The organism is Flavobacterium sp. CG_9.1 (genome assembly GCF_015751645.1).
GTDB lineage: Bacteria > Bacteroidota > Bacteroidia > Flavobacteriales > Flavobacteriaceae > Flavobacterium > Flavobacterium xanthum.
In genome coordinates, this window is record NZ_JADOVC010000016.1 from 42024 (window position 1) to 66677 (window position 24654).

At 33.6% G+C, this 24654-nt stretch carries 24 protein-coding genes and 2 pseudogenes; 6 read left to right on the top strand and 20 right to left on the bottom strand.

Going from position 1 to position 24654, the window contains the following annotated elements; genetic code table 11:
• Nucleotides 1–26: 26 nt before the first annotated feature.
• The 12 genes from IWX83_RS10065 to IWX83_RS10120 all read right to left on the bottom strand — a co-directional run bounded on the left by IWX83_RS10065 (nt 27) and on the right by IWX83_RS10120 (nt 11275).
• On the bottom strand, nt 27–1355 hold the full coding sequence (locus tag IWX83_RS10065; protein ID WP_196829428.1) for a glycosyltransferase 87 family protein: 1329 nt from the start codon (nt 1353–1355) through the stop codon (nt 27–29).
• A complete protein-coding gene (locus IWX83_RS10070) occupies nt 1352–2833 on the bottom strand; it encodes a cellulose synthase family protein (protein WP_196829430.1) in 1482 nt (493 codons plus the stop codon). Before IWX83_RS10070 ends, IWX83_RS10065 begins: the two co-directional genes overlap by 4 nt.
• A gap of 1 nt (nt 2834) precedes the next feature.
• The gene (locus IWX83_RS10075; RefSeq protein ID WP_196829432.1) at nt 2835–3527 is read right to left on the bottom strand and encodes a glycosyltransferase family 2 protein; all 693 of its coding nucleotides are present in this window, start codon (nt 3525–3527) and stop codon (nt 2835–2837) included.
• Nucleotides 3528–3628: 101 nt separating this feature from the next.
• Nucleotides 3629–3925, bottom strand: coding sequence for a toxin-antitoxin system YwqK family antitoxin (locus IWX83_RS10080; protein WP_231379928.1), 297 nt, complete (start codon nt 3923–3925; stop codon nt 3629–3631).
• A gap of 1 nt (nt 3926) precedes the next feature.
• Nucleotides 3927–5519, bottom strand: coding sequence for a 4Fe-4S dicluster domain-containing protein (locus IWX83_RS10085; RefSeq protein ID WP_196829434.1), 1593 nt, complete (start codon nt 5517–5519; stop codon nt 3927–3929).
• A 1-nt stretch (nt 5520) separates the two neighbouring features.
• Nucleotides 5521–6816: an NAD(P)/FAD-dependent oxidoreductase gene (locus tag IWX83_RS10090; protein ID WP_196829436.1), complete on the bottom strand. Its 1296-nt coding sequence runs from the start codon at nt 6814–6816 to the stop codon at nt 5521–5523.
• Nucleotides 6817–6904: 88 nt separating this feature from the next.
• A complete protein-coding gene (locus IWX83_RS10095; RefSeq protein WP_196829438.1) occupies nt 6905–7660 on the bottom strand; it encodes a DUF6503 family protein in 756 nt (251 codons plus the stop codon).
• 65 nt (nt 7661–7725) lie between these two features.
• Nucleotides 7726–8418 (bottom strand): TIGR04283 family arsenosugar biosynthesis glycosyltransferase, encoded by a 693-nt coding sequence (locus IWX83_RS10100; RefSeq protein ID WP_196829440.1) that lies wholly within the window; start codon nt 8416–8418, stop codon nt 7726–7728.
• The gene (locus IWX83_RS10105; RefSeq protein WP_196829442.1) at nt 8411–9169 is read right to left on the bottom strand and encodes a DUF547 domain-containing protein; all 759 of its coding nucleotides are present in this window, start codon (nt 9167–9169) and stop codon (nt 8411–8413) included. Before IWX83_RS10105 ends, IWX83_RS10100 begins: the two co-directional genes overlap by 8 nt.
• Before the next feature lie 65 nt (nt 9170–9234).
• The gene (locus IWX83_RS10110; RefSeq protein ID WP_196829444.1) at nt 9235–10107 is read right to left on the bottom strand and encodes a sterol desaturase family protein; all 873 of its coding nucleotides are present in this window, start codon (nt 10105–10107) and stop codon (nt 9235–9237) included.
• Nucleotides 10108–10170: 63 nt separating this feature from the next.
• Nucleotides 10171–10791: a TIGR04282 family arsenosugar biosynthesis glycosyltransferase gene (locus IWX83_RS10115; protein ID WP_196829446.1), complete on the bottom strand. Its 621-nt coding sequence runs from the start codon at nt 10789–10791 to the stop codon at nt 10171–10173.
• Nucleotides 10781–11275 carry a rhodanese-like domain-containing protein gene (locus IWX83_RS10120; RefSeq protein ID WP_196829448.1) on the bottom strand — a complete coding sequence of 165 codons (495 nt, stop codon included), beginning with the start codon at nt 11273–11275 and terminating at the stop codon, nt 10781–10783. The genes IWX83_RS10115 and IWX83_RS10120 overlap by 11 nt, the downstream gene beginning before the upstream one ends.
• 240 nt (nt 11276–11515) lie before the next feature.
• Between IWX83_RS10120 and IWX83_RS10125 the strand changes: the two genes are divergently transcribed.
• Complete coding sequence (locus IWX83_RS10125; protein WP_196829450.1) at nt 11516–11992, top strand: hypothetical protein; 477 nt, start codon at nt 11516–11518, stop codon at nt 11990–11992.
• 462 nt (nt 11993–12454) lie between these two features.
• Here the strand turns inward: IWX83_RS10125 and IWX83_RS10130 are convergent, their stop codons facing one another.
• Entirely contained in the window at nt 12455–12985 is a 531-nt protein-coding gene (locus IWX83_RS10130) for a CIA30 family protein (RefSeq protein WP_073355250.1), read from the bottom strand.
• 344 nt (nt 12986–13329) lie between these two features.
• On the opposite strand from IWX83_RS10130, the gene IWX83_RS10135 reads away from it, so the two are divergent.
• Both IWX83_RS10135 and IWX83_RS10140 read left to right on the top strand, forming a co-directional pair.
• Complete coding sequence (locus IWX83_RS10135; protein ID WP_196829452.1) at nt 13330–14607, top strand: amidohydrolase family protein; 1278 nt, start codon at nt 13330–13332, stop codon at nt 14605–14607.
• Between the two features lie 1321 nt (nt 14608–15928).
• Nucleotides 15929–17089, top strand: coding sequence for an MFS transporter (locus IWX83_RS10140; RefSeq protein ID WP_196829454.1), 1161 nt, complete (start codon nt 15929–15931; stop codon nt 17087–17089).
• 566 nt (nt 17090–17655) lie between these two features.
• Here the strand turns inward: IWX83_RS10140 and IWX83_RS10145 are convergent.
• The 4 genes from IWX83_RS10145 to IWX83_RS10160 form a co-directional block, all read right to left on the bottom strand.
• Nucleotides 17656–17859 carry a hypothetical protein gene (locus tag IWX83_RS10145; RefSeq protein ID WP_196829456.1) on the bottom strand — a complete coding sequence of 68 codons (204 nt, stop codon included), beginning with the start codon at nt 17857–17859 and terminating at the stop codon, nt 17656–17658.
• A gap of 89 nt (nt 17860–17948) precedes the next feature.
• A complete protein-coding gene (locus IWX83_RS10150; RefSeq protein ID WP_370568409.1) occupies nt 17949–18911 on the bottom strand; it encodes a HipA domain-containing protein in 963 nt (320 codons plus the stop codon).
• On the bottom strand, nt 18898–19242 hold the full coding sequence (locus IWX83_RS10155) for a HipA N-terminal domain-containing protein (protein ID WP_196829460.1): 345 nt from the start codon (nt 19240–19242) through the stop codon (nt 18898–18900). The genes IWX83_RS10150 and IWX83_RS10155 overlap by 14 nt, the downstream gene beginning before the upstream one ends.
• Nucleotides 19242–19487, bottom strand: a complete 246-nt coding sequence (locus IWX83_RS10160) for a helix-turn-helix domain-containing protein (protein WP_196829462.1) — start codon at nt 19485–19487, stop codon at nt 19242–19244. The genes IWX83_RS10155 and IWX83_RS10160 overlap by 1 nt, the downstream gene beginning before the upstream one ends.
• A 304-nt stretch (nt 19488–19791) precedes the next feature.
• Here IWX83_RS10160 and IWX83_RS10165 point away from each other — a divergent pair.
• From IWX83_RS10165 to IWX83_RS10170, 3 genes and pseudogenes are all read left to right on the top strand, one after another.
• Nucleotides 19792–20534, top strand: a pseudogene (locus IWX83_RS10165) (hypothetical protein).
• A gap of 1 nt (nt 20535) precedes the next feature.
• Nucleotides 20536–20682 carry a DUF5675 family protein gene (locus tag IWX83_RS17235; RefSeq protein WP_370568410.1) on the top strand — a complete coding sequence of 49 codons (147 nt, stop codon included), beginning with the start codon at nt 20536–20538 and terminating at the stop codon, nt 20680–20682.
• Nucleotides 20669–21313: pseudogene (locus IWX83_RS10170) on the top strand (DNA polymerase III subunit alpha); the annotation flags it as partial. The gene IWX83_RS17235 and the pseudogene IWX83_RS10170, both read left to right, overlap by 14 nt.
• Before the next feature lie 193 nt (nt 21314–21506).
• Here IWX83_RS10170 and IWX83_RS10175 read toward each other — a convergent pair.
• The 3 genes from IWX83_RS10175 to IWX83_RS10185 are packed head-to-tail and all read right to left on the bottom strand — an operon-like array spanning nt 21507 to nt 24641.
• Nucleotides 21507–22244: a phosphatase PAP2 family protein gene (locus tag IWX83_RS10175; RefSeq protein ID WP_196829466.1), complete on the bottom strand. Its 738-nt coding sequence runs from the start codon at nt 22242–22244 to the stop codon at nt 21507–21509.
• Between the two features lie 59 nt (nt 22245–22303).
• Complete coding sequence (gene eptA / locus IWX83_RS10180) at nt 22304–23833, bottom strand: phosphoethanolamine--lipid A transferase EptA (protein ID WP_196829468.1); 1530 nt, start codon at nt 23831–23833, stop codon at nt 22304–22306.
• On the bottom strand, nt 23814–24641 hold the full coding sequence (locus tag IWX83_RS10185) for a phosphatase PAP2 family protein (protein WP_084118334.1): 828 nt from the start codon (nt 24639–24641) through the stop codon (nt 23814–23816). The genes eptA and IWX83_RS10185 overlap by 20 nt, the downstream gene beginning before the upstream one ends.
• Between the last annotated feature and the right edge of the window lie 13 nt (nt 24642–24654).

Genomic DNA, 24654 nt, shown 5'->3' on the forward strand with positions numbered 1-24654 from the left:
TTATTATTTAAAAAATCCAAATATACTCATTTTTCTAACCTTGGAATCTTACTCTTTTCATAAAAAAGGTATAGGATCACCGTGCTGTATTCGATAGCAATAAGCCAATAATTTTCTGAAAACATTATTTTTGAATAGGCACTATAGCTTAAAATAATAGTGTAACTCCACAAAAGAGGATATTTATAGGAGGTAAAAACAGCAATCAAAATTAGATTTATGACATACCAAGGATGCACTGTTGTAGCGGTGAAAAAATAAACCGTCAATGCTAATAGCATACTGTTGAATAAATGGAGACTGTTTTTGTTTTTTTTATGCAAACTTTGTAAAGCAATAAAAGCGACAATAAAAAAAGGGATTATTTTCCCAGTAATGTGAATAATATTGTATCCTGTGATCCAGAAACCAATCTGACGAATGATGTAATAAATACTGGCGTTGAATTCAAAATTAGTAAACCACAGTCCAATGGTTTCGCTATAATTCTGAATTAATTCTTTGGAAAGAAAGGGTAGGAATAGCAAAATATTTGTACCAATAACAATAGCGTAAAACGAAATCGCTTTTTTCCATCCTAATTTTCTAAAAAACAGCGGTAATAACAACAATGGCAGTAATTTGACTGATATAGACAAGGCCAAAATTACGGTGGCTAATTGCCATTTGTTTTGTTCCAAGAGATAAATTGCCCAAACAAAAAAGAACAACATGACTCCTTCAAAATGTAAATTCCCAGTTAGTTCAATCAGCACTAGGGGATTAAGAATATACCAGAAAATGCGGTGTTTCTCCATTCCTAAACGGACTAGTAATTTACTGCCGAAATATAAAGTTCCAAAATCGGCTGCGATGATTAGTAATCGTATCCCAATTGCTGCTCCTAGTATCGATTGATTACTGAAAAAGGCCGCTACAGCAAATAAAAATTGGTTGACAGGGGGATAATTCGAATAATGTCCAGCACTTAAACTTCTCATTCCGTTATATAAATCGTTTGCATTTGGAATAGCAAAGTTACTTTGATTGATAAGGTCTTTTGGTAGCTGTAAGTAGGGATTTATATTTTCTAGGATAAGGTTGCCATCCCATATAAACCGAAAATAATCTTGAGATAAATTGGGTAATGCTACTAGAAAAACCAAACGAAATAGCAGTGCCGCTCCAATTAGAAACGGAAAATTGTCTTTTTGAAGTTTGATAATTTGATAAAAAGAAACAAATAATAAGCTATACGAAACCAACAAATAGAGGAACTCAGATCGATTTAGAGCATAAGCGATATACGCATAAATAAAAGTGCTTAATGCAAGAAAGCCATAAGATTTCGTGTTATTTGAAGCGCTCCAATTCATTTATTTACTTGTATTGATTTTATAAATACAAAACTAAAACCAATGAAAAGCATTAAATGCAGCGCAATTAAGCTATAGTCATTTAACCGAAAAGCACTATAAATCGCAAAAATAAAGTAAAGGATTAAAAGTCCTTCAACAATTATGTTCTTTGAAATAGTATCTGAAATATAACTATTCTGTTTCCATTTTTCTTTGAGGCCTTCGATATTCAATTTTGGAGTGCGAATAAATTCACTTTTCTTGCCACACAAACCTTCTAATACCGCTATGGTGTTGTGAAATGAAAATCCCATGGCGATGGTATAAAATGTAATAAACAAAGCGATATATTTCAGAAAGTTCTTGAAACCTCCTCCATGAATGCTTTTGTAGGTAATCCAATAACTAACAAAAAAAAGAATGGAAGTAATGATAAAAAAGATGAGCAAGTCAAAAACTTTTTCAAATCTTGTAAATTCATTCTTGATGTACAGTATTGGTACACTTAAAATGGCCATTACAAAAATCGCCAAAAACATAGTACTGTTCAATAAATGTAACATTCCGTGAGCCTTGGTCTTGAATCCAATAGATTTTGACTGCAGCACTCGCGCGGCGTTCTTACTAAAATTTTCTGCTCCACCTTTATTCCATCTAAATTGCTGGGAACGTGCTGCACTTATAATAGCTGGCAGTTCTGCAGGAGTAACTACGTTTTCCAGATATTTGAATTTCCAGTCTTTTAACTGCGCCCGATAGCTCAAATCCAAGTCCTCGGTGAGTGTGTCACTTTCCCAGTTTCCTGCGTCAAGGATGCATTGCTTTCTCCACACTCCAGCAGTTCCATTAAAATTAATAAAATGCAATTTAGAATTGCGGCCTACTTGTTCCAGAGTAAAGTGGGCATCTAGTGCAAAAGCTTGAATTTTTGTCAATATTGAATAATCGCGGTTCAGGTGTCCCCAACGGGTTTGCACTACGCCAATTTTAGGATCTTTAAAATAGGGAATCGTTTTGTAGAGCCAGTCTTCTTGAGGAACAAAATCAGCATCAAAAATGGCAATGAATTCTCCTTTGGCGCTAAGCAAGCCTTCCTTCAAGGCTCCTGCTTTATAACCAGCTCTATTGCTGCGTCTAATATGCTTTATGTCCAGCCGTGACTTTGCGATTTTGTGAATCAAGACTTCTGTTTCTAGTATGCTATCATCAGTGCTGTCATCCAGAACCTGAATTTCCAATCGGTCTTTTGGATAATCCATTTTTGCTATTGTTGTCAACAGGCGTTCCACTACATATTTTTCATTATAAATGGGAAGTTGTATGGTTACCAAAGGAATTTCACTAGACTTTGATAAGTCATATTGAACCGATTGATCCACGCTTCTTTTACTTTTTAAATAATTTAGTAATAAGTTAAAGTGGGCTAAACTATATAAAAACAAAAGCAAAATCGAAATGCTGTATAGAATTATGATGATATAAGAAAGTTGTAACATGTTATTTTTTAAAAGTGTATTTGAAAATCCAGCCTATTATTTTTATTCCTGCCATAATGCTTCCTTTTACAGTTCCTGATACTTTTGAAACTCCAATTCTGTTTTTATAACGAACATGAATTTCGACATAGGACATTTTTTGTTTTAAAACCTTAAGCTGCATTTCTACCGTCCATCCATAGGTCTTATCTTCCATTTGTAAAGCGATTAACTTTTCATATTTAATTGCTCTAAAAGGACCTAAATCTGTAAATCGTGCATTAAAGAAGGTTTTCATTAAAGTTGTTGCTAGCCAGTTTCCAAAAATCTGCTGCGGTGTCATCGAATGTTTTTCTCGTAATCGAGCTACTCTTGAGCCAACGACAAAATCAATATTTTCATTTAATATTGGAGCAATAAGTTGGGTTAAATCCTGAGGATAATCAGAAAAGTCTCCATCCAGAAAAACTACAATATCGGGTTTTATTTCTTGGTTCGAAATGTATTCCATTCCTTTTAAGCAAGCGTAGCCGTATCCTTTTCTGTTTTCTGAAAGTACGGTGGCGCCAGCCTCTGTTGCTACTTTAATGGTGTTGTCAGTCGAATTATTACTTATGACAATAATTTCACTAACTAAATTTGGAATTTCCTTAATAACATGGGCAATAGCTTTTTCTTCGTTATAAGCGGGAATAATTACTTTTATTTTACTCATTAGAAAAATAGTGTATTGTCTTTTTTGAATTCACTAATCGAATTCCATTCTTTTATTTTGGTACCCATATCATACTTTTCGGCTCTAATAATTTTATTTTTTTAATAAAACATAGAAAAACCATTTAACTGATCGTTGTCAAACTCACATTTTTTGGCCATTTCCTTATTCGACTTGTAAAAGATCCACCATTTGCATTTTTTATTTGCTGCATAATGACCTTCTTCTTTTTTATTGCCATTTTCGAAATAATAATACCAGTAATCCACTTTCTGATTTTTGTTCAACCAGCCTTCCGATTGTAATTGACCATTTTTAAAATAAGTTTTATGGTAGCTTCTTTGAGCAGATACTTGAATAAATGCAAACAAAATGCAAATGCAAAGTATTTTTTTCATGCTATTTATTGTTGAGTAAATCCATTAAATTTACATCGTTGCCTAATAGTATTTCATTCGAATTGATTCGGCCAGCTGGAGTGTCATTTTCTAGTTTTAGCACGCCACGTGGGCATACAGCAGAACATACACCGCAGCCTACGCAAGAGGAACGTACAATGTTTTCTCCTTTTTGAGCATAACTGCGCACGTCAATCCCCATTTCGCAATACGTAGAGCAGTTTCCGCAAGATATACATTGACCACCATTAGTAGTTATTCTGAATTTTGAAAATAATCGTTGCTGTAATCCTAAGATTGCTGCCATAGGACAACCAAATCGGCACCAAACACGATTGCCTAGAATTGGATAAAAACCCACACCTACAACGCCACTAAAAGCGGCACCAATAGCAAAACCATACCATTCTCTTAACGAATTGCTGTCAATAAAAAGAATGTTTTGATTCCCTGAAAAATAATTAATCAACAACGAAATGATAATAATAGCCACTAAGGAGAGCATAGTATAAACAGCATCGATATCTAATTCTTTGCGTTTAAAAAGATATAAAGCTCCTGTAAACAATATTAAGAAAGCGACAATTCCCCAAATAAAATGGTCTTTGGTAATAAAGCTCATTTCGGGATTATTTGATAAAAAAGTGAAGATAACTGCAATGGTCATTACAAACGAGAATACTAATACTAAGTGGATCATCCAGCGTTCAATTTTCCAAGATGTTTCAGTTTTACTCGACAAGTGTCTAAAGCTATCTCCGGCAGTTTCGGCGAGGCCACCACAACCACATACCCAACTGCAATACCATCTTTTTCCATAAAAATAGGTTAGAATAGGGGAGATGATGAAAATCATAGCGATTCCAAAAAACAACATAAACATCCCAAGATTTCCTCCGTTCAGTAACGCTTTGAGATGCCAATCATTGAAAAAATAATAATTTAATGGCCACATATTTTTTAAATCCTTTGCAAAATAAGCTTTTTCAGGATTTAATTTTTCGAGAATCTCAGGGATTAAAAAAGCAAAACCCAACTGAAAAAACATCACCGAAAGGGTCCGTACCAACTGGTATTTATTATGAAGGTATTTTAAAATAAACTTATAACCTAAACCTAATATGGCAATGGTATATAGCGTGCCGTAAACAAACCATTGGCTGGCTGCCTTTCCATTTAAAACATAACTTAAAGGATCAAAAAAACCAATGATTCCAGTATTAGCACCACCAGCTTGATTGAGTCCCAAGTATTGCGGGTACCAGTATAAAACAATATAAAAAGTGGTTAGTATAATACCCGTCATCCAAGCCCAGCTTCCTCTATTCGTCAGGTTTTTATGCCATACTCCGTTGTTGTTTATTCCTGGAGGTTTATTGAGATATGTTCTATTAGTATAAACGATAATACCTGTAAAAATCGCAACAATGGATCCAGCGAGCCAAATTCCTTTGTTTGGGAAAGAGACATTAAGTAAGGCTAGTGTCATAATGAATAGGCCTAGTAATCCAAGAGTGACACCTAATTTTTGGATTCCGTCCATCTGCTGGTTCTCATGAGAGGCGATGGATATATTTTTGACTGATTTACTCATGTTATAGTGTTTTTGTACCAGTGAATTGGCTGCTAAATTGCTTTTGGATTTCTTTTTCGTGTTTTGTGAAAAATTCGGGATCAAAATTTGCTTTCGCTAAATGTTCAATGACATAATCTACCGTTTCCTTGTTGGTTAAGACTCTGTCGAAGAATTCATGGCGCATTCGGATGCCAAAAGTATTAATACCTAGAAAAGTGCGTTCTTTTTTGTCAAATGAAATTCGGATTGCTTTTTTACCGGATTGATGTTCCCAGTAAAATTGTTCTTCATCTTCTTTGGCTGCAGCCCAAACCCATCCGTAAGTCTGGTACTCGATGTCTAAAAACTTAGCCGAATTGAACCAATGTCCCGGTTTATAAGCGGTGCGTGTACCCGTTACTGTTTGTGCCAATACTTCTCCCATCATACGACCCGTGTACCAAACGGCTTCAATTGGTCTGCGTAAATCAATGGCTTCCTGTTGTTCGGCACAATCGCCTATGGCATAAATGTCTTTGATATTCGTTTCAAGAAAACGATTCACTTTTATCCCTTTTCCTAATTCAATTCCAGAGTCTTTCAAGAAGTCAATATTAGGAGAAACTCCTGCTGTCAGGCCAACAATTTCACATTCGATAGTTTCTCCTTTATCGGTAATGATGGCTCTAGCGTGTCCTTTTTCATCGGAAATAATTTCGACCAAATTCGTATCTAATCTTAAATCAATGTGATGTTCTAGTATGTGTCGGTTAATCATTTGGCTTTCGCCGAAAGGCAAAACACCATCCCAAAAACTTTTTTCCCGAACCAAGAAAGTTACAGCGATATTGCGAGACCGAAGCATTTCAGCTAATTCGATTCCTATTAAACCTCCGCCTACGATCACCGCTCGTTTGGTGGTAGGTGCCCAGTTTTCTAAAGCTTCTAAATCCCGTTTGTGATAAAGACCAGTAACGCCTTGTAAATCTTGTCCCGGCCATCCGTATTTGTTGGGTTTAGATCCTGTAGCTAGTACTAATTTATCGTAAGTTAGTTTGGTATTGTTCTCTAAGATAATTTCTTTTAAATTAGGAACTACAGCAGTTATTAATTCTTGAAGAAGTTCAATTTTGTTTTTTTTCCAAAAATCATTTTCATAAGGTTGTGTGTGTTCCCACTTCATGTGTCCCATAAATACATACATCAAAGCAGTACGAGAGAAGAAAAACTCAGTTTCGGAGGAGACAATAGTAATTTTCGAATCTGATTTTTTCCGAATGTGCTGTGCGAGTGTAACTCCAGCAATACCGTTACCAATAATGACTATGTGTTCCATATAAAATGAATTTGTTCGTTGACTGTTCAATAAAAACAGGCGACTATTGACTTTAAAATTAGTACTTTAAAATGAAAGTAGACTTAGTTTATTTTTTTTTAAAATCAGCAGCAGGTTCAAAATCGGCTGCATCTGCTTTGATGAATTTGATATTTGTCAGCGTTGCTTGTCCTAATTCCTCAGTAAGTCCTTTTCCCTCTTTCCATCCCCAGAAAACCCATTTGGTAGCTATAGGAATTCCATCCACTTCTTTATAGTCTAAATATTGAATCGCATGCGGATTTTTCTCGGCATCTTTTTTACCCGCCTTTAATGTAACAATATAAGCCGCTTTTTCAAGTAAATTTGTCTTTTTATCGGCATAAACCACATACCAGTCATCAGGTGCGTCGCCAGTTCCTGATTTAAAAGTTAGCTTTTCAGTGAGGTAATTTTGTTGGTCTTTTTCTATATTGTCATACGAATTCCAGATTGTCCCTGGATCCATTAATTTATAGGGAAAAAGGAAAAAATATTCCCAAGTGAAGGCATCAAATCGAACAGATTCTTCATTTGGAATTGTTGCAGCGTAGAATACTTTATCTTGATCGAAAATGATTTTCGCTCCATTTTTATACTCAATGATTCCTTTTGTGGAATTAGTAAGAATCGTGAATTTGGCATCCATTCTTTCTGTACCGCCAAAAGCTAATTTTAGATCAAACTGCACTGCTTCTTTAGCTAAGAATTCTCGTTTATGGTGTGCTTTCTCCACTTTGTCCGTAAATTTCAAGTTTTCTTCATTTGGTTTACAGCCTACAAGCGTTAATATGACGGCTGTTAAAGTAAGGGCAATCTTTTTCATTATCTATTGTTTAATTAATGTATTTGTCTTTTTTATGCTCTTCAATTTGTTTTCACATGAAGAGTTTATAGGATGTGTTTTTTATAATACCGAAGCATACTTTCAGCAGGATGACCTAATCTGCGTTTAAAATGAATGATCCCAAAATGGAATTGCAAACGCCAAACCCCATTTTCGCGGTATCTTCTGGCTGAAGTAATAATATAATCCGGAAGTACCACAAATTGTTTTTTGGCGTAAAGCCTCGAAATGATTTCGTTGTCTTCATAAATAATATATTTTTCATCAAAACCTTTTATTTCCTCAAATAAATTTTTAGTTATAAATAAGGATTGGTCTCCACCGCGACATGAAATATGATTGAAGCGAGTGAACCACTGTGAAACCATTAAAAGGGGATGATTGTAATCAAATTTAAGTCTGAAACAGCCTGCCAGATTCCCTTTTTGTATCGTAGTAGTGATGATCTGGTCAAAATGTTGCGGAGGAAAACTATCACAATGCAAAAAATAGAGAATGTTACCAGTTGCTACTTTAGCTCCTGCATTCATTTGTTTCGCTCTTCCTTTCCCAACTTCAATTAAACGTACATTGAAATTTGCATGTAATTTATTTTGCGAGCCATCGGTACTGCCACCATCAACAACGATTATTTCGATTGCCTCTTTTTGGAATATTTTACTTTCAAGATGTAGCAGTAATTTGCTAATGCTATTGACTTCATTAAAAATAGGGATGATGATCGAAATTTTATTCATTCAAACTCCAATTATAGTCTTTGTAATTTACTTTGGCTTTACTACTTATTTTGACTGTGCTGTATTGATTTAAATAATCAATAACAGAACCTTTTTTCTTAAAATCACCAGAGAACCAATCAAATATTTTTGAGATTTCAATTTTATTTGTTGTGATACTATTTTTAGTTTTGTCATTAATAAAACTTTTTGCTGCAGCTGTTAATTGTTGCTCTAATTTTGCCTCGGTATAGGCCTCATTTCGCAAATTGGGACAAGAAAATGAAGCGCAATTAATGGCAAAATGAATTCTAGGTTCGTCCATTTTGCGCAGGATTTCATGTTCGATTTCTTCTAAACTGTATTTTTTGTTTCCCAAGGAAAAGAATTTTTTACCCCAAGGATCACTAATATCCTTGATGCTTTTGGTTGGATAGTTATCTAAAATTAATTGCACCGTATACGCATTGTACGCATTAATCCAATAGGCAAGAATAGCGTTTTTAGACCAGGATTTTGCCGGAACATTGGCAGATAATTCGTTGAGGTACAACTTTAGCTCTTTACTGTCTTTTTGAAATCCTTTGTAATTTACGGTTCCACTTTTAGCAACATTTTTTTGCAATAATACATTCCATTTAGCATGATTCATTGTCGGAGCGGCTGCTGCAACTACAGTTTGGTATGCGGAAGTTGGTATTTCAGGATTATTTTTATTTTTTCCACAGGAAAGCAGTGGTAATAGGAGTAGGGTTAAAAAATATTTTTTCATCAGTACTAATTTTAAATTATACAATATAGACCGTCATCAACCTCGTTCCTGACACAAAATAGTAATTATTTTTTCAAAGGATAGATTTCTTGCGTGATAAAATCTTTTGGAAACTCATTTTCATCGTCAAATCCAAGTTCGATGTCTCTTCCGTCTGAGGGGATGTAGTTGGTTTTGAATATATAGTCCCACATACTCAGTGAAATTCCAAAGTTGGCGCCATATTTATTCGGCATTTTTTTACTGTGATGCCAAATATGCATTTTGGGATTATTTAAGATATATTTTAAAAATCCGTAGCCCCAGCCTACATTAGCGTGGTTCAAATGGCCTATGGCAATCGAAATGAAGTGGACGATAAAGACATCTTGAAGATTTACGCCACCAATAAGAATAATCGGAATGTAAAGTATTGATTTGTAGACCAAAGGTTCCATCCAATTGTACCTAAAATGCGCTGCAAAACCCATTTCCTTCACACTGTGATGAGTTTTATGTATTTTCCATAGGAAAGGAACACTATGGAGTAAACGGTGAACATTCCATTGAATAAAATCGCTAATGATGAAAAACACCAATAATGCTAAGGGTTTAGGTAACTCAGATATAGAAAAAAGCTGAATAGACATAAGTTCTAGTCCAAATACATGCAGTATGTCATTTATAAACTGCTCCATTACATTAGATAGAGCAATGAGTAGAATTAAATTGAGTAAGAAAAAATTAAAAAAAAGATAAAAGAGATCTAGCCAGAAATCTTTTCGGAAAATGGCTTGTTGTTTTCTCCAAGGAAAAACGATTTCAAGGAACCATACGACCAAAGAAATGGCAATTAGTCCATAAAAATAGTTATCCCACTTCCAGTATAAAATTTCGTTTTTCAGATAATTTAAATAACCGCTGTAGGAATTTAGGAATATGTCAATGTATTTTTCCATTTGTGGTATGCAATTGTATTGTTGGTGCTATTTGTGACACCGTTTAATTCACTTTTTTTCATCCTACTTACTTACCAAGACAGGGTTTAACTTGGCCCAATCATAACTACTTCGTTTTAGATCATCAAAGGTATCAATATCATTTAAAGTATCCAAAAGACAAACTTTTAACGTTGCTAAATCCCTTACAGTTGCTTCAAAAACCGTGCTAGTTCCCCAGTCTTTATTTTGGAAAATAAGAGTGTTGTTTTTCTTTAATCCTAATAAATAATAACCGCCATCTTCAGCGGGCCCTATTACAACATCATGATCTTTAAGTTCTTTAAAGGCAGTTTCAATAAGCTTTGCTTTTAAGTCAAATAAATCACTACCGATAATAATACAGTTTTGATAGCCCATTTCAAAAAGAGATGCAAAGGCATCTTGCATTCGTTGTCCTAAATCACCAGTGGATTGCCGTTTTTTTTGATAAAAATCCTGCGACCAAATATCCTCTTTTACAATAACAGAATCATAAAACACAAATTTATCACAATTAATAGCATGTGTTTCATTCTTGGTATGCAAGAGCAAATCGTTGTAAACAATCAATGCTTTTTCGTCTCCTATAGTTTTGGCAAGTCTGGTTTTTACTTTGCCTAATTCAGGGTTACGAGTAAAAATTATAAGTGCATCAGTTTTCATAAACCTTAATTCCTTTTGTTAAATAAATACTCCATGATTTGTTATAAGCGTGTACGCTATCAGTCACTTTATTGTGATTATTTACCACCTTTCCGCCATAATTTTTATATTCAAATATGCCACCGTACAAATTGTAGACATTTTTATAGCCCATTTTGAGAAGTTTTTCACCAATTTTTTCACTGCGAACACCTATGGCACAATAAACAATAATAGTTGCACTTTTATCTTTAACAGTGGCCGTAATAGTGTTGGACTTAAAATGATCAAAGCCCACAGGAATGGCATTTCTGATATGACTAACATTGAATTCTTTGGGTTCTCTGGCGTCCAAAAAGACTAGATTTTTTTTATCTTTAAGGTCTTTCACTTTTATATAAGGAACCGTCTCTTGATTGAGTTTTTTCAATACTTGTGGAATGCTGTTTTGTGCAGACAAAGCAACTGAAAAAAGGAAAGGGATAAAATAAATATAGAAGCGCATGTTTTTTTTATAAAGGTATCTAATTTATTAGACGTCTAAAAACTTATTTACTGACAGTGTACGTTTTAAACAAGACAAAAGAAAAATAGTATGGGTTATAATAGTTCTTCTTCAATCGTGCGGAATCCTTTTTTTAAGGAATTACCCTAAATTTTTATATCAAATCTATAGCAATACACGTTATTTATCTGTAAATTAGCATTAGCTAGTACTAAAATTATTAACTAATAAAAAATTATTATGAAAAATCTAGGCCTTTTTTGTTTGCTATTGACTTGTATTGGACTCGGAAGCTGTAAAAATAATCAAAGTGAAAAAATCATTGAAGCTAAGGAAGCCAAAGAGTTAGTAAGCGAACAGTGCTATAAAGCGGTTTATGAAAAAGACACGCTTGATTTGAAAATTAACACGTTCAAAGATGGAGGAATAACAGGTGATATGGTCATGGCAATTGCTAATATGCCGAAAAAGGTAGGTGAAATTGTAGGGGAATTTAAAGGTGACACCTTATTTGCTAGCTACACTTTTATCCAAGGTACTGATAAAGAAAAAACATTTAAAAATCCTATGGCATTTTTAAAAAGAGGGAATGAGCTCATTTTAGGAAATGGACAAATCCAAATCACGTTGGGAGCTTCTCACTTTGTAAAAGGAGAGCCTATCGATTTTGAGCGAGTAAAATATAAATTTTCCGAAGTGGATTGTATTGAAAAATAATAAAGTAAGGAGGGAGCGAAAGCTCCCTTTTATTTTTTTAATATATACTGGTTTAAGCCTTTATTGTGAGCCTTTAATAAACAAAAAATAGTTTTTGTATATAATTTCATCAATATTTTAAAATGAGTCACGATAGAAATAAAAAAACTTAAAATAATCCTACAAAGTGGGAAGTCCTACCTTTATGGGTTTAGAATACTGCTACAGCACCTAATTAAATTCCCATATCTATCCATGTAAGGGATTGTTTTGACAGTACTAATTGCGCTTTTCGTTTGTTTTCAAAATGTATAAAAGCAATCCGGATACATCTAAAATTTAAAATTCTAAATAATTAAAATAGTTTACGAAGGTCTTTCTCCTCGTATTAACTCGTATTTTAAAATATATTTTGAATAATGACCAGTTATAAAAACGTCCTTTCTTGTTTTGCAAAGTCTTTAAAATTTCAGCTTCGACGTTTTATTTTAGCTCTATCTTATCGATCTGTAGTTTGAAATTTTCATTTTTCTTGTTTCCTATTAAAAAAGTGATTTCGTTTATAAAATCTTCCGAAAAATTAGGCTGGTTGAGCCTTCTTCCGCGCCAGGAAGGATACATGTCTTTTAAGGGTATTTTTATTTCTTGCCATTCACCTGAAGTTGAAAAGGGCATTATATAGGAGTAATAATCACTATAATTGGATTTTATTCTTAATTGATATTCTTTGCCATCCCCCCGAAGTTTAACGACTATAGTAGTAAATTGCTTTAATTCTGTTTTTTGAAACCTATAGCGAACAGATGAAAAGCCTCCATTATTATCCAATGATACGCTGCCTGCGAAAACACCAAAACCATCTTCATTTAATTTAAATGTGCTGAAAGATTCTCCACCCATCACAACGTCATCAATAATAATCCAATCTTTAATATTTGAATTTTTATCAAAATCAAAAATGATCTTGGAGTTTATTGAAGATAATAAAATCATCATAAATAGTACTTTTTTCATAACATTTAAGCTTTTAATTTTTACTATTTTTAGTTGGTAGTTTACATTGATACAATGGTAATTGGAGTATTGCCGCGAAGTTAGTCATTTTTGCAATGCACAAAAGTTATAAAGTGCTAGGGTCTAAAATTGCAAATAAATTCGTCCGTTTTTTATGATTCCCCTTGATTTTTTTAACAATTAAATTATAAATTTTGCTCGACACTAATTTTTTTTCCGTTATCAAGATTATAGACTTTATAATTTTTTTTTAGATAAGAATTAGCTTGGGATAATGAGAAAGAAAAGTAGAAGTGTTGGTTAATATACTATTTTTCATATCTTTAAAAATAAATCAAACCAGTATGAAAAATAAATTAATGCTTTTGCTGCTCTTTAGTAGCACAATTTTGTTGGCGCAAGATACGTATATTCAATGTGGTAAAATTATAGATACCAAAACCGGAAAAGTCCTAACTAATAAAACCATAATAGTTTCTAATAAAAGTATTAAAGCCATTCAAGACGGTTTTGTATATCCTACAAATCCTGCAGACAAAGTCATCAACTTGCAAACCAAAACGGCTATGCCTGGTTGGATAGATATGCACGTACACCTTGAAGAAGAAACCTCTCCAACTCGCTACGTGGAAGAATTTACGCAAAATGATGCAGATGTCGCCTTTAACTCCTTAGGTTTTGCAAAATCAACCCTTATGGCGGGCTTTACTACGGTGCGTGACCTTGGTGGCTCAGGGATTAATGTTTCGCTAAGGAATGCTATTAATCAAGGAAAGGTGGTAGGCCCAAGAGTACTAACTGCCGAGAAAGCACTAGCTTCCACAGGAGGACATGCAGATCCAACAAATGGCTATCGTAAAGACTTAATGGGAAGTCCAGGTCCAAAAGAAGGAGTGGTTAACAGCCTTGAAGATGCAAGACAAGCTGTGCGACAACGTTATAAAAACGGAGCCGACTGGATCAAAATAACCGCAACAGGAGGTGTATTGTCTGTTGCCAAAAGCGGGAGTAATCCACAATTTACTCAAGAAGAAATAGAGGCTATCGTAGGGACAGCCAAAGATTATGGAATGCAAGTTGCCGCTCATGCTCATGGAGATGAAGGTATGCAGCGCGCCATTAGAGGTGGTGTAAAAACCATCGAACACGGAACAGAGATGAGCGAAGCCACTATGGATTTAATGATCAAATACAATGCTTATTATATTCCAACACTTTCAGCAGGAAGTTATGTGGCAGAGAAGGCTCTTATCCCTAATTATTATCCTGCTATAGTGGTACCAAAAGCATTGGCTATAGGGCCAAAAATTAAAGCTACTTTCTCGAAAGCATACAAAAAAGGAGTGCCTATTGGATTTGGTACTGATGCAGCAGTTTTTCCTCATGGCGATAATGCCAAAGAATTTATCTATATGAATCAAGCAGGTATGCCCATTATCAAAGCTATCCAAGCAGCCACAATAGTAAGCGCCAAGATATTGGAGATGGATCAACAAATAGGAGCAATAGAACCTGGCTATTTCGCCGATATAGTTGCCACAAATGCTGATCCCACCGAGGATATCAATACGGTTACTAACGTAGTATTTGTAATGAAAGATGGAGTGGTTTACAAACAATAATTTGAAATACCATTCCAAATGTAATTAGATATTTAAAGGAGTTACCGCAGGAAATATTTCCTGAGGTAGCTTTCTTTCTTAATTTTTGGACTTTTTACCATTTTTAATGTTATAATGCTGCAGAACTTCTTTCAATTTTGCAATTCGAAATACAATAATAAACCAAATCTTTTTTTTTAAATTACCAGGTAAGTAGCTATGTATCTCTTACGTACTATTATTTTATTTGTTTTAAATAGAGCTAAAATTATGCGCTTTATTTCTTATTCATTTATCTTCTAATTTTTTTTCTTGCTGTAAATTACCTCATTTGTTGGCGTCTTGAACCAAGTTTGCAACCCATTAAATTTTAAATTTTGTAAATCTGGATTAAAAATTCATGTTCAAAACGTACCGAATTTTAGTATGCAATAGCAAAAAATGGACTTTAAATCCCAAATTATTTATCCTCATTCAGGCAGATACACTCTTAAATGGGTTTCATTTGCTTAAATACCATATTGATATTTGTGAAAGAAAGGCAAACGAATAATCGAAAATTAAGTAGAGCGTTTATGTTGCTAAATTTGTATTTGAAGGTAAATATATTTTGGAGCAAGTTTGCAAAATCAATAGTAGCAAAAAGAATTTTATCGGCAATTAATATTAATTCAGAAAGAGCAAAAAAGTGCTCAAGCCCTATATAGTTAGGATTTTAATAATCTAATAAAAATTGAAGCATACATTATTAACCAGAATAACAAAGAATTTTGTCAATGACAAATATTAAATTCTCTAATTAAATAGTATAATTTACTGTTGCTTAAACTGAAAAGTGGAACTCTTTTTTTTATAAATACCATCATTTTACCAGTAAAAGGAGAAGTTAGAAGAGAATTTTATATGTTTCTCAAGTTCGCTAAGAAGTAGGTTTGCATTAGTATCGCTGCAAGCGCCCTACTGCAGTGGACTTGTGAAAAAAATATCAAAAATTAAAAAGGAGCTTGTTTGGTTTTTAGTTGTTAATTATGTAGAGGTTATTTAGATTTCAAAAAAGGAATAGGATTACTAAAATAGTGGTTTCCTTTTTAAGTAGCAAACGTATTCGGATTAATGTCTTTTGTCACTGCAGTACTTCATTCAGCTTTAACAGCTTAAAAATTAAAATTTTTTAGTCGTAAAACGTTGTCATAGGTCAAGGTTTACTACTGTTATTATTTTTAATTTTGAAAAAAACAAAATATTATTTAGGTAAATCCTTTTTAACAATCTATTTGAAGGATTTAAAGTATAATAATTAAGGTTTTTATAGTCTTTTTTAATTCCATTTTTAAAAAACAAAATGAAACAAGTTACTCTTAGCAATCAAGTATTGTATTTATTAAGTATATCAGCAGGGCTAGTAGTTGCTAATTTGTATTACAATCAGCCCTTACTTCATCAAATCTCGGTTAGTTTTAATGTATCAGAGGCGGAGGTGAGTAATGTTGCTTTATTTACCCAATTAGGATATGCTTTAGGTTTATTATTTATTATTCCCTTAGGAGATATGGTTTCTAATAAAAAAATACTACGATTGGATTTTTTAATTATGGTCATCGCTTTGATAATAGCCGGATTGGCTAATTCGCTACTTGTATTAATTTTAAGTAGCTTTATTGTTGGTTTTACCTCAGCATTACCGCAATTGTTTGTTCCTATGGCTGCACAACTTTCGGATGATGAAAATAGGGGAAGAGCTATAGGCATTGTGATGAGCGGACTTTTGATTGGGATTTTGGGGAGTCGTGTGATTAGTGGTTTTGTAGGAGAACAATTTGGATGGCGTGTGATGTTTTATGCAGCTGCAGTAATGATGATTATCTTATTTGTAATCTTAAAGTTTAAGTTGCCCACTATTGAACCAGTATTTAAGGGTAGTTATGCAAGTTTGATGAAATCGCTTTACCATTATTTTAAAACCGATGCTTCATTGCGTTTGGCTACCTTAAGAGGAGGATTAGCCTTTGCCGGACTAAGTGCTTTTTGGACCACTTTGGTATTTTTGATGCAAGATTCTTTTGGATATGGAAGTACGATCACGGGTGCGTTTGGAATACTTGGTATTGTTGGGGCTTTGGCAGCTACTTTTGTTGGGAAAATTAGCAGTACGGTAAGTAATAATTTGGTCATTTTGGTAGCCATTTTGCTGCTAATAGTTTCCTGGATTGTTTTATTATTTTCTGGAAATTCTCTTGTAGGTTTGATGATTGGTATTCTACTCGTTGATTTAGGGTTACAAGCTTTACATATTACAAATCAGAAAATTATCTTTTCTAAGAGTCCAGAGGCTAGGAACAGGGTGAATACTATTTATATGGTTGGTTTTTTTATTGGTGGTGCTTTTGGAACTGTTGCTGGAGCTTTGGCTTGGGAAAATTATAAATGGCTTGGGGTATCGGCACTTGGAATTATTTTGTCTGTTTTAATTTTGATTGTACATCTTGTCTTTAGAAAAATCTAAATTTTTAGGATTAGAATATAGTTTTGGAATCAAAAAGGACAAGGTAGTATCAGCAAGTTATTTCTAGAATGTAAGTGTAGTATTGCGAGTAATATGATGTAAGCTAATCCATAGGTTTTTGACTTGATCCACTGGATTCCCGAAACTTTTAGGAATGATCCTCAAACAGGGTACCTGCCGAATTAGATTTAAAGTGTGAAATGAAATTATGCTTCAATTATAATTTAATCAAGTTCAACGGTTAGGTGCAGATAAATATAGGATTTTGTAAAAACAGGAAGATATTGAAATGAAAAAAGCACCCTTTTGGGGTGCTTTTCGCGGAGAAAGAGGGATTTGTGGCTCTTTGCTATGTGGTTGATATACTGTCAGTTGTATATGTTATTTATTCAAGTACCCCTAAATGTACCCCTTTAAATATTTCGTAGTTTATTAGCTGTGTTGCTGAGCGTAAAAATACGAAAAAAATCAATAATAAAGACCTTTGATTATCAAAATTTGAACTACTAATGCATTATATTTTAAACATGTAAAAGTTCAATATATGGTTAGGTTGATTACAGTTTTTATCCAATAATTAATGGTTCAACCTGTTCCATTTTTAGGTTAGTATATTGGCAAAACTCTTCTATCGATACAAGCTCATTTTGGAGCTTATTGCGTTCCTTTCTAATGTTTTGCAAAAGTCTAATGCTTTGGCGATAACGCTTTCCTGTAATGCGTTGTATGTCTTTAGGATAAATACACAATCTCTTATATTCTGTTTTCATACTCTATCTATAGCTTTAATTGGGCTTTGGCTTACTTTAAAATTGTATTATCCATACTTTTAAGTAAAATTAAACAAAAAAGTGCTTGTTTACTTAGGCTGAAATAAACTGCTGTATCTTTCCTCTAATAGTAGTTTGTATTTTTCTTTGAATGCTTCCGATAGGAATGAATTTTCGATCCACTGCATGGCAATTGGTTTGTTTTTTTGGAATCGTTTTACTATTCCTTTTAGCTGTTTGTCGTTGAGTCCGAGGTTTGTGCCTAGTGTTTGGAAATGCTCCCATTTTAGTTTTTTCTTTTTTCCATCGAGAGTTAAGGCTAGTTCTTCGGTGTCTTCCGGGTTTACTATGGCCACGTTCAACAGATCATAGGCTGGAGCCAATGTCCAGCTATCCCCTGTATTAATCATCGAGAAGTTCTTCAGGTGCATGTCGTTATTTCCGGTCAGGTAGCTGAAAACTCCTAATTCCAAAAAGTATAGTTTGTCTAGTAAGGTATTGTCCGAGTATTCATCGAGGGCTTTACCTATTTTTTCCATCGAGCTTTTGTATTTGTCAAAAGCTTCCGTGATTTGGAACATGTCGAGCATGTGGATTTTTTCACCTGTACTGGTCCTATCAATGCGCTTTGTTATATAGGAAAGTTCTCCAGATTGTAGGCGAATCAAGCTTGATTTTACAGTGTTAATACCAAAAGCTTCTGCAATGCGCATCGTTAGGTGTTCATTTGCGGGCATTTCAGGAAATTGTTCGGATGGCGGTTTGAAAATATAATTACCGCCCAAAGCGCCTACCACGGTAAGACGTCCTTTATTCCCGTCCTGAATCGTGTCACTTACTATTGATAGTGATAATTTGGGTTGTACCCCAGGTACTGCCACGCTTCGCTCCACGACATTTAGCGCTAAGGCGGTCATTTGTTGTTGGGTATGTTCAAATGCAGGTTGCTGTTTTGTATTAAAAAAATCTAAGCTGCACTGCTCATGAAAATCACCTCCAATTGTATCCTCTAATATCTGATAACAGTATAAACAGTTCTTATTCATTTTCATTTTCATTTTCATTTGGTATTGGTTGGACACTAACGGCTCCGATGCAGTTTTGGCAGCATGCCAAGAGCAGTCCCATACGATCATTTGTATTTATTTTCCAGTTTTTGGATGCGATATCTAGTAGCCAGCCTTCAGGAATAAGCCCTTCAAAAAAGGGGAACAATCGTTTGGCGTTATATATTTTTGCGGTTACCGGCATTGTAAAAGTGAGGAACTCTTTAGAATGCTCCTTTACATATTGTTCTTCATACTGAAAGATATAGTCTCCGTCATCTGTCTCGCTTAGTATTCCCGCTAATAGGTCTTTATAATATATTGCTGCTTGTCTCATTATTCTTTCTTTTCATTTTTGCCTACCTGTTCGGCATACTGGGATAATTCTCTTGCGTTAACCGGTCCGAGGGTGTGACCGAACATTCTTAAAACTTGGTTTACCCTCTCGAGATTTAGATTTTCTTTTCCTTGTTCTATTTTTCGAATAACGGTAAGTGCTACTCCAGCACGTTCTGCAAATGCTTCCTGGGTGAGGTTTACTTCATTTCTTTTTTCTTTTACAAAGTCTGCTAGTGTCATCATAATTATATGCATTTACATCGAATTAGGACAAATATAGCAAATTATATGTTAAAGCATATAATTTTCTCTTTAAATTACAATCTATACGTAATTGCATATAGAAACTTATAAATTCTAATGGACTTATAAGTGTCATTCATGTCGATTTATGCCATCTGTGTCTGATCCTGCCATCTGGTCGCCACGGCCTTTTTAATCTAATTTAATTGATTAAAATTTGCATCTGAAACCATCAGAATTGTTGCAACGGAAAGTGGATTTAAAGAATATTTAAAACAAATTATAAACTTAAATTTTAGGAATTATGGCAAGACAGAAAGTCATAATTAAGTTGAAAGGTACGATCGGAGATATTACTTTTTACAAAACCCAAGATGGGCATTTAGCGCGCGAAAAAGGAGTTTCGATGCCAGCAGAATCAAAAGTGATCCTGCGTTTCAAAGAACGCGCGAGAATGGTTCTGAATTTGGAAGAGCAGGAAAAGCGGGCAAGATTTTGAGAACGACTTCTCTGAATTCTGCTGATGGCAGAATGGTCAGTCGGTTGACTCAAGCAATGATAAAAGTGATCCAAGCAGATACCGTCAGTGTGAGAGGGTTGAGAAATGTGATTGACGGCGAAGCCGAATTACTTGCAGGTTTTGAATTTAATATTTGAGGAAAATTGGGCACAAGTTTATTTGCTCCTTATGTTGTTGGTATTGACCGATTAACTGGAGACATTACTATTGATATAGCTCCTTTTATTCCCGCTAATATGATTGCAGCTCCAGGAGGAACAACTCATTTTAAAATTATTTCGGCTGGCTCTGAAATCGATTTTGAGGGGGAGACTTTTGTTTCCGCAAATTCCGAGACCACGATTCTTCCGTGGGATTTAACACCAACAGTCGCTATTACACAAACAAATCCAGTTACTCCCAATAGCACAAGACCCTTGTTTTTGGCTTTAGGTGTTGAGTTTTACCAACAGGTGAATGGTCAGATGTATCCATTAAAAAACGGATCCTATAACCCGTTAGCATTGGTTAGCATGAGCGGATTGTAAAATGGTTTTGTTATTAAACAGAATTTATTTTTCTGAAGGAACGCAAGGGAGCCTAGAATGGAACGGCACACTAGTTTGTTATACCATCGAATTGCCTTGGTTAGGAAATCAAAGCCGAATTTCTTGTATTCCCGAGGGAGACCGGTAAAACCAAAAACCAACTATTAATATTGGCGAGTTTATTGTTTAATTTGGCTCAAATGGACCATCAAATGTTACTACTTCAGGAGTATGTTAAGGAATACCAATTACCCAAATTAGAGCGTTCTCGTTTTGAAGATGCTTTTGATGAAATTGAGTTATTAGGGTTTCCAACCTCTTTTACCACTTTTGATTTATTGCAAAGTCACTACAGAGGTGATGTAATGGCAAAGAATTTAATCCATCATCACAAAAAGCAAGTTCGCATGTTGGGTTATCTTATTTCGAGAAAACAAATTCCCACGGTTAGAGGTACGATGTATTTTGGCATCTGGGTAGATTTTGAAGGAATTTATTTTGACACCGTTCATTTTCCTGATAATTTATTACAGTATCCTTTTCAAGGTGGAGGCTGTTATCTTCTATTAGGAGCTGTTAAAGTTGATTATCATTTTCCAACGCTAACGATTCTCAAAATGGCAAAGCTTCCTTTTGTCCCTGATCCAAGATATTCTGATGCTAAGGATCATCAATTCCTAACCCAACAACGCATCAAGGAAGATGTGAGTAATACCAGTCGGGATCCATATCCTCGGGCGCATGAGATTAATCTGCCCAGGTACAAGATGGGGGAGTAAGGATTTAATTTATAGGTAAAAAGTTGAAAAATTTTAATTTGGATTATTTTGGCGAGCAGGACAAAAAAACTAAGATTACATTTATAAAATGGACTTTTATAGAAAGTTTGTCATTACTATCCGAAAGTTGTGTTAAAAACTTTCGGATAGTAATAACTTTTTATAAATCATTTTTTGTGATTTAGTAAAAAGATTAAAATTTTCTAAGTAATCCAATTCCTGTTTGCCTTCCATTATAAAAAGGGGTAATGATAACTGTTGCTTTTGTTTCCTTTTTGAAAAGTAGCTTTTGCATTTTTGGATACAACCAATAGGCTGTTTTTGTACATAAAACACCAATTCCAGCGCCAGCTGCTACATCGGTTAACCAATGTCGATCGTTATACATTCTAAAGAAACCGGTGCCTGTTGCAATAATATAACCTGAAATTCCATACCAAACAGAAACATCCTTATATTCTTGCCAGAGAAATTCGGCACTAGCAAATGCCGTTGCGGTATGACCTGAAGGAAAGGAATTAAATGACGAACCATCTGGCCGTTGCACGTGTGTTATGTTTTTTAGTGGTAATGTTGTAGCAGCAACTAATAGATAGGACGCAGCCAAAATTATACTTCTGTCTTTAAAATTACTCTTACCCTTTATTCCCATAGCGTTTAAGCCATAAACCGAAACTGCTGGCAGGTATTGTGTAAAATCATCGATGGTAATTTTATGGTCAATATTTTCATTAACCTCTTCTTTAATTTCTGTATTTAAATTTTTAATGGCTTCACTCTCAATACCAATTATCCCATAACCAATAAGTACAGAAGGTATAATTAGTTCTTTATAGCTGATTTTTTTTGTGCTGATAGAATCATTTTTAACTTCTTGTGCAAAAATCGATTGACAGATTAGGAACGTTGATAAAAGGAATTTGTAATTCATGTTTTAAATTTAATACGATTAAAATTTTTGTGGATATATTTTAATTCCTTTTAATTAGTTTATTTAAAAATATTCATTTCCTCATTGTAAATAGAACTTTCTATGTTTAAAAAATTTAAAACACTGTGAAACACATGGTTTTGAGACAATGTTTTATTAGGCTTTAAGTGTTTTGAACTATTATCAGATAACCAAACTATAAAAGGAATTTCATATTGTTCTTTCGGTGCAATACTCATAGGTAACCCGTGCATATATAGATTTTTTTCTCCTAAAGATTCCCCATGGTCTGACACAAAAATCATGGTACTTTTGTAAGCTGTTAATTGTTTTAAATCGGCAATAACATTAGATAAAATATAATCTGTATAAACAATAGTATTGTCATAAGCATTGATTAGTTCTTCATGCGAACAATTTCCTAATTCAACACTATTACATATGGGTTTAAAAGTTTCAAATGTGGGTGGATATTTTTTGCTATAGGAAGGTCCATGACTAATACTTGTGTGCAATACTATCAATATTTTATTTTTTTTACTGGCTAAAATTTCTTCTTTTAAGCCAGTCAGCAGAATTTCATCATAATCACATCCTTGACCTGTGCAATTTGGTCTTAAAAAATCTCTATTTTGAAAATTTTTAATATGAATAGGCGGTTCTCCCCAATTTGTAGTTCTCCAGATAACTTCTACATTATTTCTATATAAATAATTGGGCAATATTTCATATAACTCATCACTATTTGTGTGTTCTAAAATACTTTTTACACCTGCTGTAGTGTAGGTAGCATCAGAGATAGCATTAAAATGAAATAAATTAGGCGTTTTAGAAAGTAGTGGATTCGTGTTTTTTTTGTAGCCATATAAAGAAAAATTTTGACTTCTTGCAGATTCTCCTATAACTAAGACTACAATTGATTTTTGGTTGTCTTTTATAATAGCATTTGGCAGTAAGATTTCTTTTTGATTTCTTTTGTATTCATGGGCATAAAAAAGAGAAATATTTACTGAGTAGGACCATGGCATTGCAAGTCCACCTAATTTTTTTGAATTTTTATCAATCCACAACCAGTTACTAGCATTAACAAAAACTAAAGCTAGAATTAATAAAAGAGTAAGAGAAGTGATGATCGAAAATTTCTTTAACGTTACATTTATTATTTTAACTTTTATAATATAAATGCTAGGAATAACTCCAAATAAAATCACGTACACGAGTAATTTTATCGAAAAAAAACTGCTTGATTCTTCATATTTGGTATTGAGAATATTGCCAATCATACTTTCGTCGATAATTATACTGTATGTATTAATAAAGTAAACTGCAATGGAGTTAATAATAAAGAACACGACCAATAAAAACTTTCCAACTAAGCGCGATAGAAAAAAAATCAGAAAAAAAACAAAAGCATTGAGAACTAGCATCAGAATAATTAAACTAATAATAATAGAAATGCCGTTTGTACTTTTATATTCAAGGTTATTAAAAACAAATTTAAAAAAAGGATAATGAAAGAATAGAATATTAAGAACACTCATTAATAACGCAAAATGAGTTATTTTTAAATTATTTTTTAATGTATACATAAATTATTGTGTAAAGTGCAACAAATAAGCTAATTAGTGCTAAATCAAACACTATTAAATTTTCATTAATTATTTTCATTATCAAAGAAATACAGCATATTAAAACGGTTATAATAAAAATTGGATAATATTTTTTATCGTTAATCCATGTCCAAATTTTATATCTACGGCTAATAAAAATGCCTATTAGACCCGAAATATATCCAATAATACTTCCGAAAATAACGTCAAGAGGATAATGCGCTCCTACACCAACTCTTGAAAATACAATAACTAAACCAGAAAGGATTATGAATGAAGCCCATAAAATTTTATATTTCAACCTTTTTGGATTAAAGGCGAAAAGCAAGATGGTAAGTGTAGTAAACACTGTAATAGAGTGTCCTGATGGCAAACTGGCAAAGCCTACAGCTTTTTTACCGATGATAATAAAACTATTGTTTGCAAACACTTCGGCAGGTCTTGGTACTAAAAATGTTTTTTTAAGTATGTAAGAAAATAATAGAGAAACTAGCGAAGCGGATAATAAAGACTCCCATAATTTAGGAGCATATACAATCAAAATAATTAAAAAAGATAAAAATATCGAAGCATCACCAATTTGAGTAAGATTGTATTCTACACTAGGATATTGTCCTAAATTATGATTAATAAAAAAGAAACTATTCTTTTGAATTTGTATGTATTTCAAATTACTTAAACAATCTTGGCTTTGCAGAAATGAAACAATGACAATTATTAGCAATAAGGGGACATAAAACAAACATAGCGTGAGCTTGGAATAGTTATCAATAATTTTTGTGTTCATTATAATTTTTTAT

What these genes read in the sequence shown, in the direction of transcription:
- IWX83_RS10080 (WP_231379928.1), bottom strand. Translation starts at nt 3,925, where the DNA reads ATGAAAAAAATACTTTGCATTTGCATTTTGTTTGCATTTATTCAAGTA.
- IWX83_RS10125 (WP_196829450.1), top strand. Translation starts at nt 11,516, where the DNA reads ATGAAAAATCTAGGCCTTTTTTGTTTGCTATTGACTTGTATTGGACTC.
- IWX83_RS17235 (WP_370568410.1), top strand. Translation starts at nt 20,536, where the DNA reads ATGGTTTTGTTATTAAACAGAATTTATTTTTCTGAAGGAACGCAAGGG.
- IWX83_RS10070 (WP_196829430.1), bottom strand. Translation starts at nt 2,833, where the DNA reads ATGTTACAACTTTCTTATATCATCATAATTCTATACAGCATTTCGATT.
- IWX83_RS10100 (WP_196829440.1), bottom strand. Translation starts at nt 8,418, where the DNA reads ATGAATAAAATTTCGATCATCATCCCTATTTTTAATGAAGTCAATAGC.
- IWX83_RS10140 (WP_196829454.1), top strand. Translation starts at nt 15,929, where the DNA reads ATGAAACAAGTTACTCTTAGCAATCAAGTATTGTATTTATTAAGTATA.
- IWX83_RS10150 (WP_370568409.1), bottom strand. Translation starts at nt 18,911, where the DNA reads ATGAAAATGAATAAGAACTGTTTATACTGTTATCAGATATTAGAGGAT.
- IWX83_RS10185 (WP_084118334.1), bottom strand. Translation starts at nt 24,641, where the DNA reads ATGAACACAAAAATTATTGATAACTATTCCAAGCTCACGCTATGTTTG.
- IWX83_RS10075 (WP_196829432.1), bottom strand. Translation starts at nt 3,527, where the DNA reads ATGAGTAAAATAAAAGTAATTATTCCCGCTTATAACGAAGAAAAAGCT.
- IWX83_RS10105 (WP_196829442.1), bottom strand. Translation starts at nt 9,169, where the DNA reads ATGAAAAAATATTTTTTAACCCTACTCCTATTACCACTGCTTTCCTGT.
- IWX83_RS10160 (WP_196829462.1), bottom strand. Translation starts at nt 19,487, where the DNA reads ATGATGACACTAGCAGACTTTGTAAAAGAAAAAAGAAATGAAGTAAAC.
- IWX83_RS10135 (WP_196829452.1), top strand. Translation starts at nt 13,330, where the DNA reads ATGAAAAATAAATTAATGCTTTTGCTGCTCTTTAGTAGCACAATTTTG.
- IWX83_RS10120 (WP_196829448.1), bottom strand. Translation starts at nt 11,275, where the DNA reads ATGCGCTTCTATATTTATTTTATCCCTTTCCTTTTTTCAGTTGCTTTG.
- IWX83_RS10145 (WP_196829456.1), bottom strand. Translation starts at nt 17,859, where the DNA reads ATGAAAACAGAATATAAGAGATTGTGTATTTATCCTAAAGACATACAA.
- IWX83_RS10175 (WP_196829466.1), bottom strand. Translation starts at nt 22,244, where the DNA reads ATGAATTACAAATTCCTTTTATCAACGTTCCTAATCTGTCAATCGATT.
- IWX83_RS10095 (WP_196829438.1), bottom strand. Translation starts at nt 7,660, where the DNA reads ATGAAAAAGATTGCCCTTACTTTAACAGCCGTCATATTAACGCTTGTA.
- IWX83_RS10110 (WP_196829444.1), bottom strand. Translation starts at nt 10,107, where the DNA reads ATGGAAAAATACATTGACATATTCCTAAATTCCTACAGCGGTTATTTA.
- IWX83_RS10085 (WP_196829434.1), bottom strand. Translation starts at nt 5,519, where the DNA reads ATGAGTAAATCAGTCAAAAATATATCCATCGCCTCTCATGAGAACCAG.
- eptA (WP_196829468.1), bottom strand. Translation starts at nt 23,833, where the DNA reads ATGTATACATTAAAAAATAATTTAAAAATAACTCATTTTGCGTTATTA.
- IWX83_RS10155 (WP_196829460.1), bottom strand. Translation starts at nt 19,242, where the DNA reads ATGAGACAAGCAGCAATATATTATAAAGACCTATTAGCGGGAATACTA.
- IWX83_RS10065 (WP_196829428.1), bottom strand. Translation starts at nt 1,355, where the DNA reads ATGAATTGGAGCGCTTCAAATAACACGAAATCTTATGGCTTTCTTGCA.
- IWX83_RS10130 (WP_073355250.1), bottom strand. Translation starts at nt 12,985, where the DNA reads ATGAAAAAAGTACTATTTATGATGATTTTATTATCTTCAATAAACTCC.
- IWX83_RS10115 (WP_196829446.1), bottom strand. Translation starts at nt 10,791, where the DNA reads ATGAAAACTGATGCACTTATAATTTTTACTCGTAACCCTGAATTAGGC.
- IWX83_RS10090 (WP_196829436.1), bottom strand. Translation starts at nt 6,816, where the DNA reads ATGGAACACATAGTCATTATTGGTAACGGTATTGCTGGAGTTACACTC.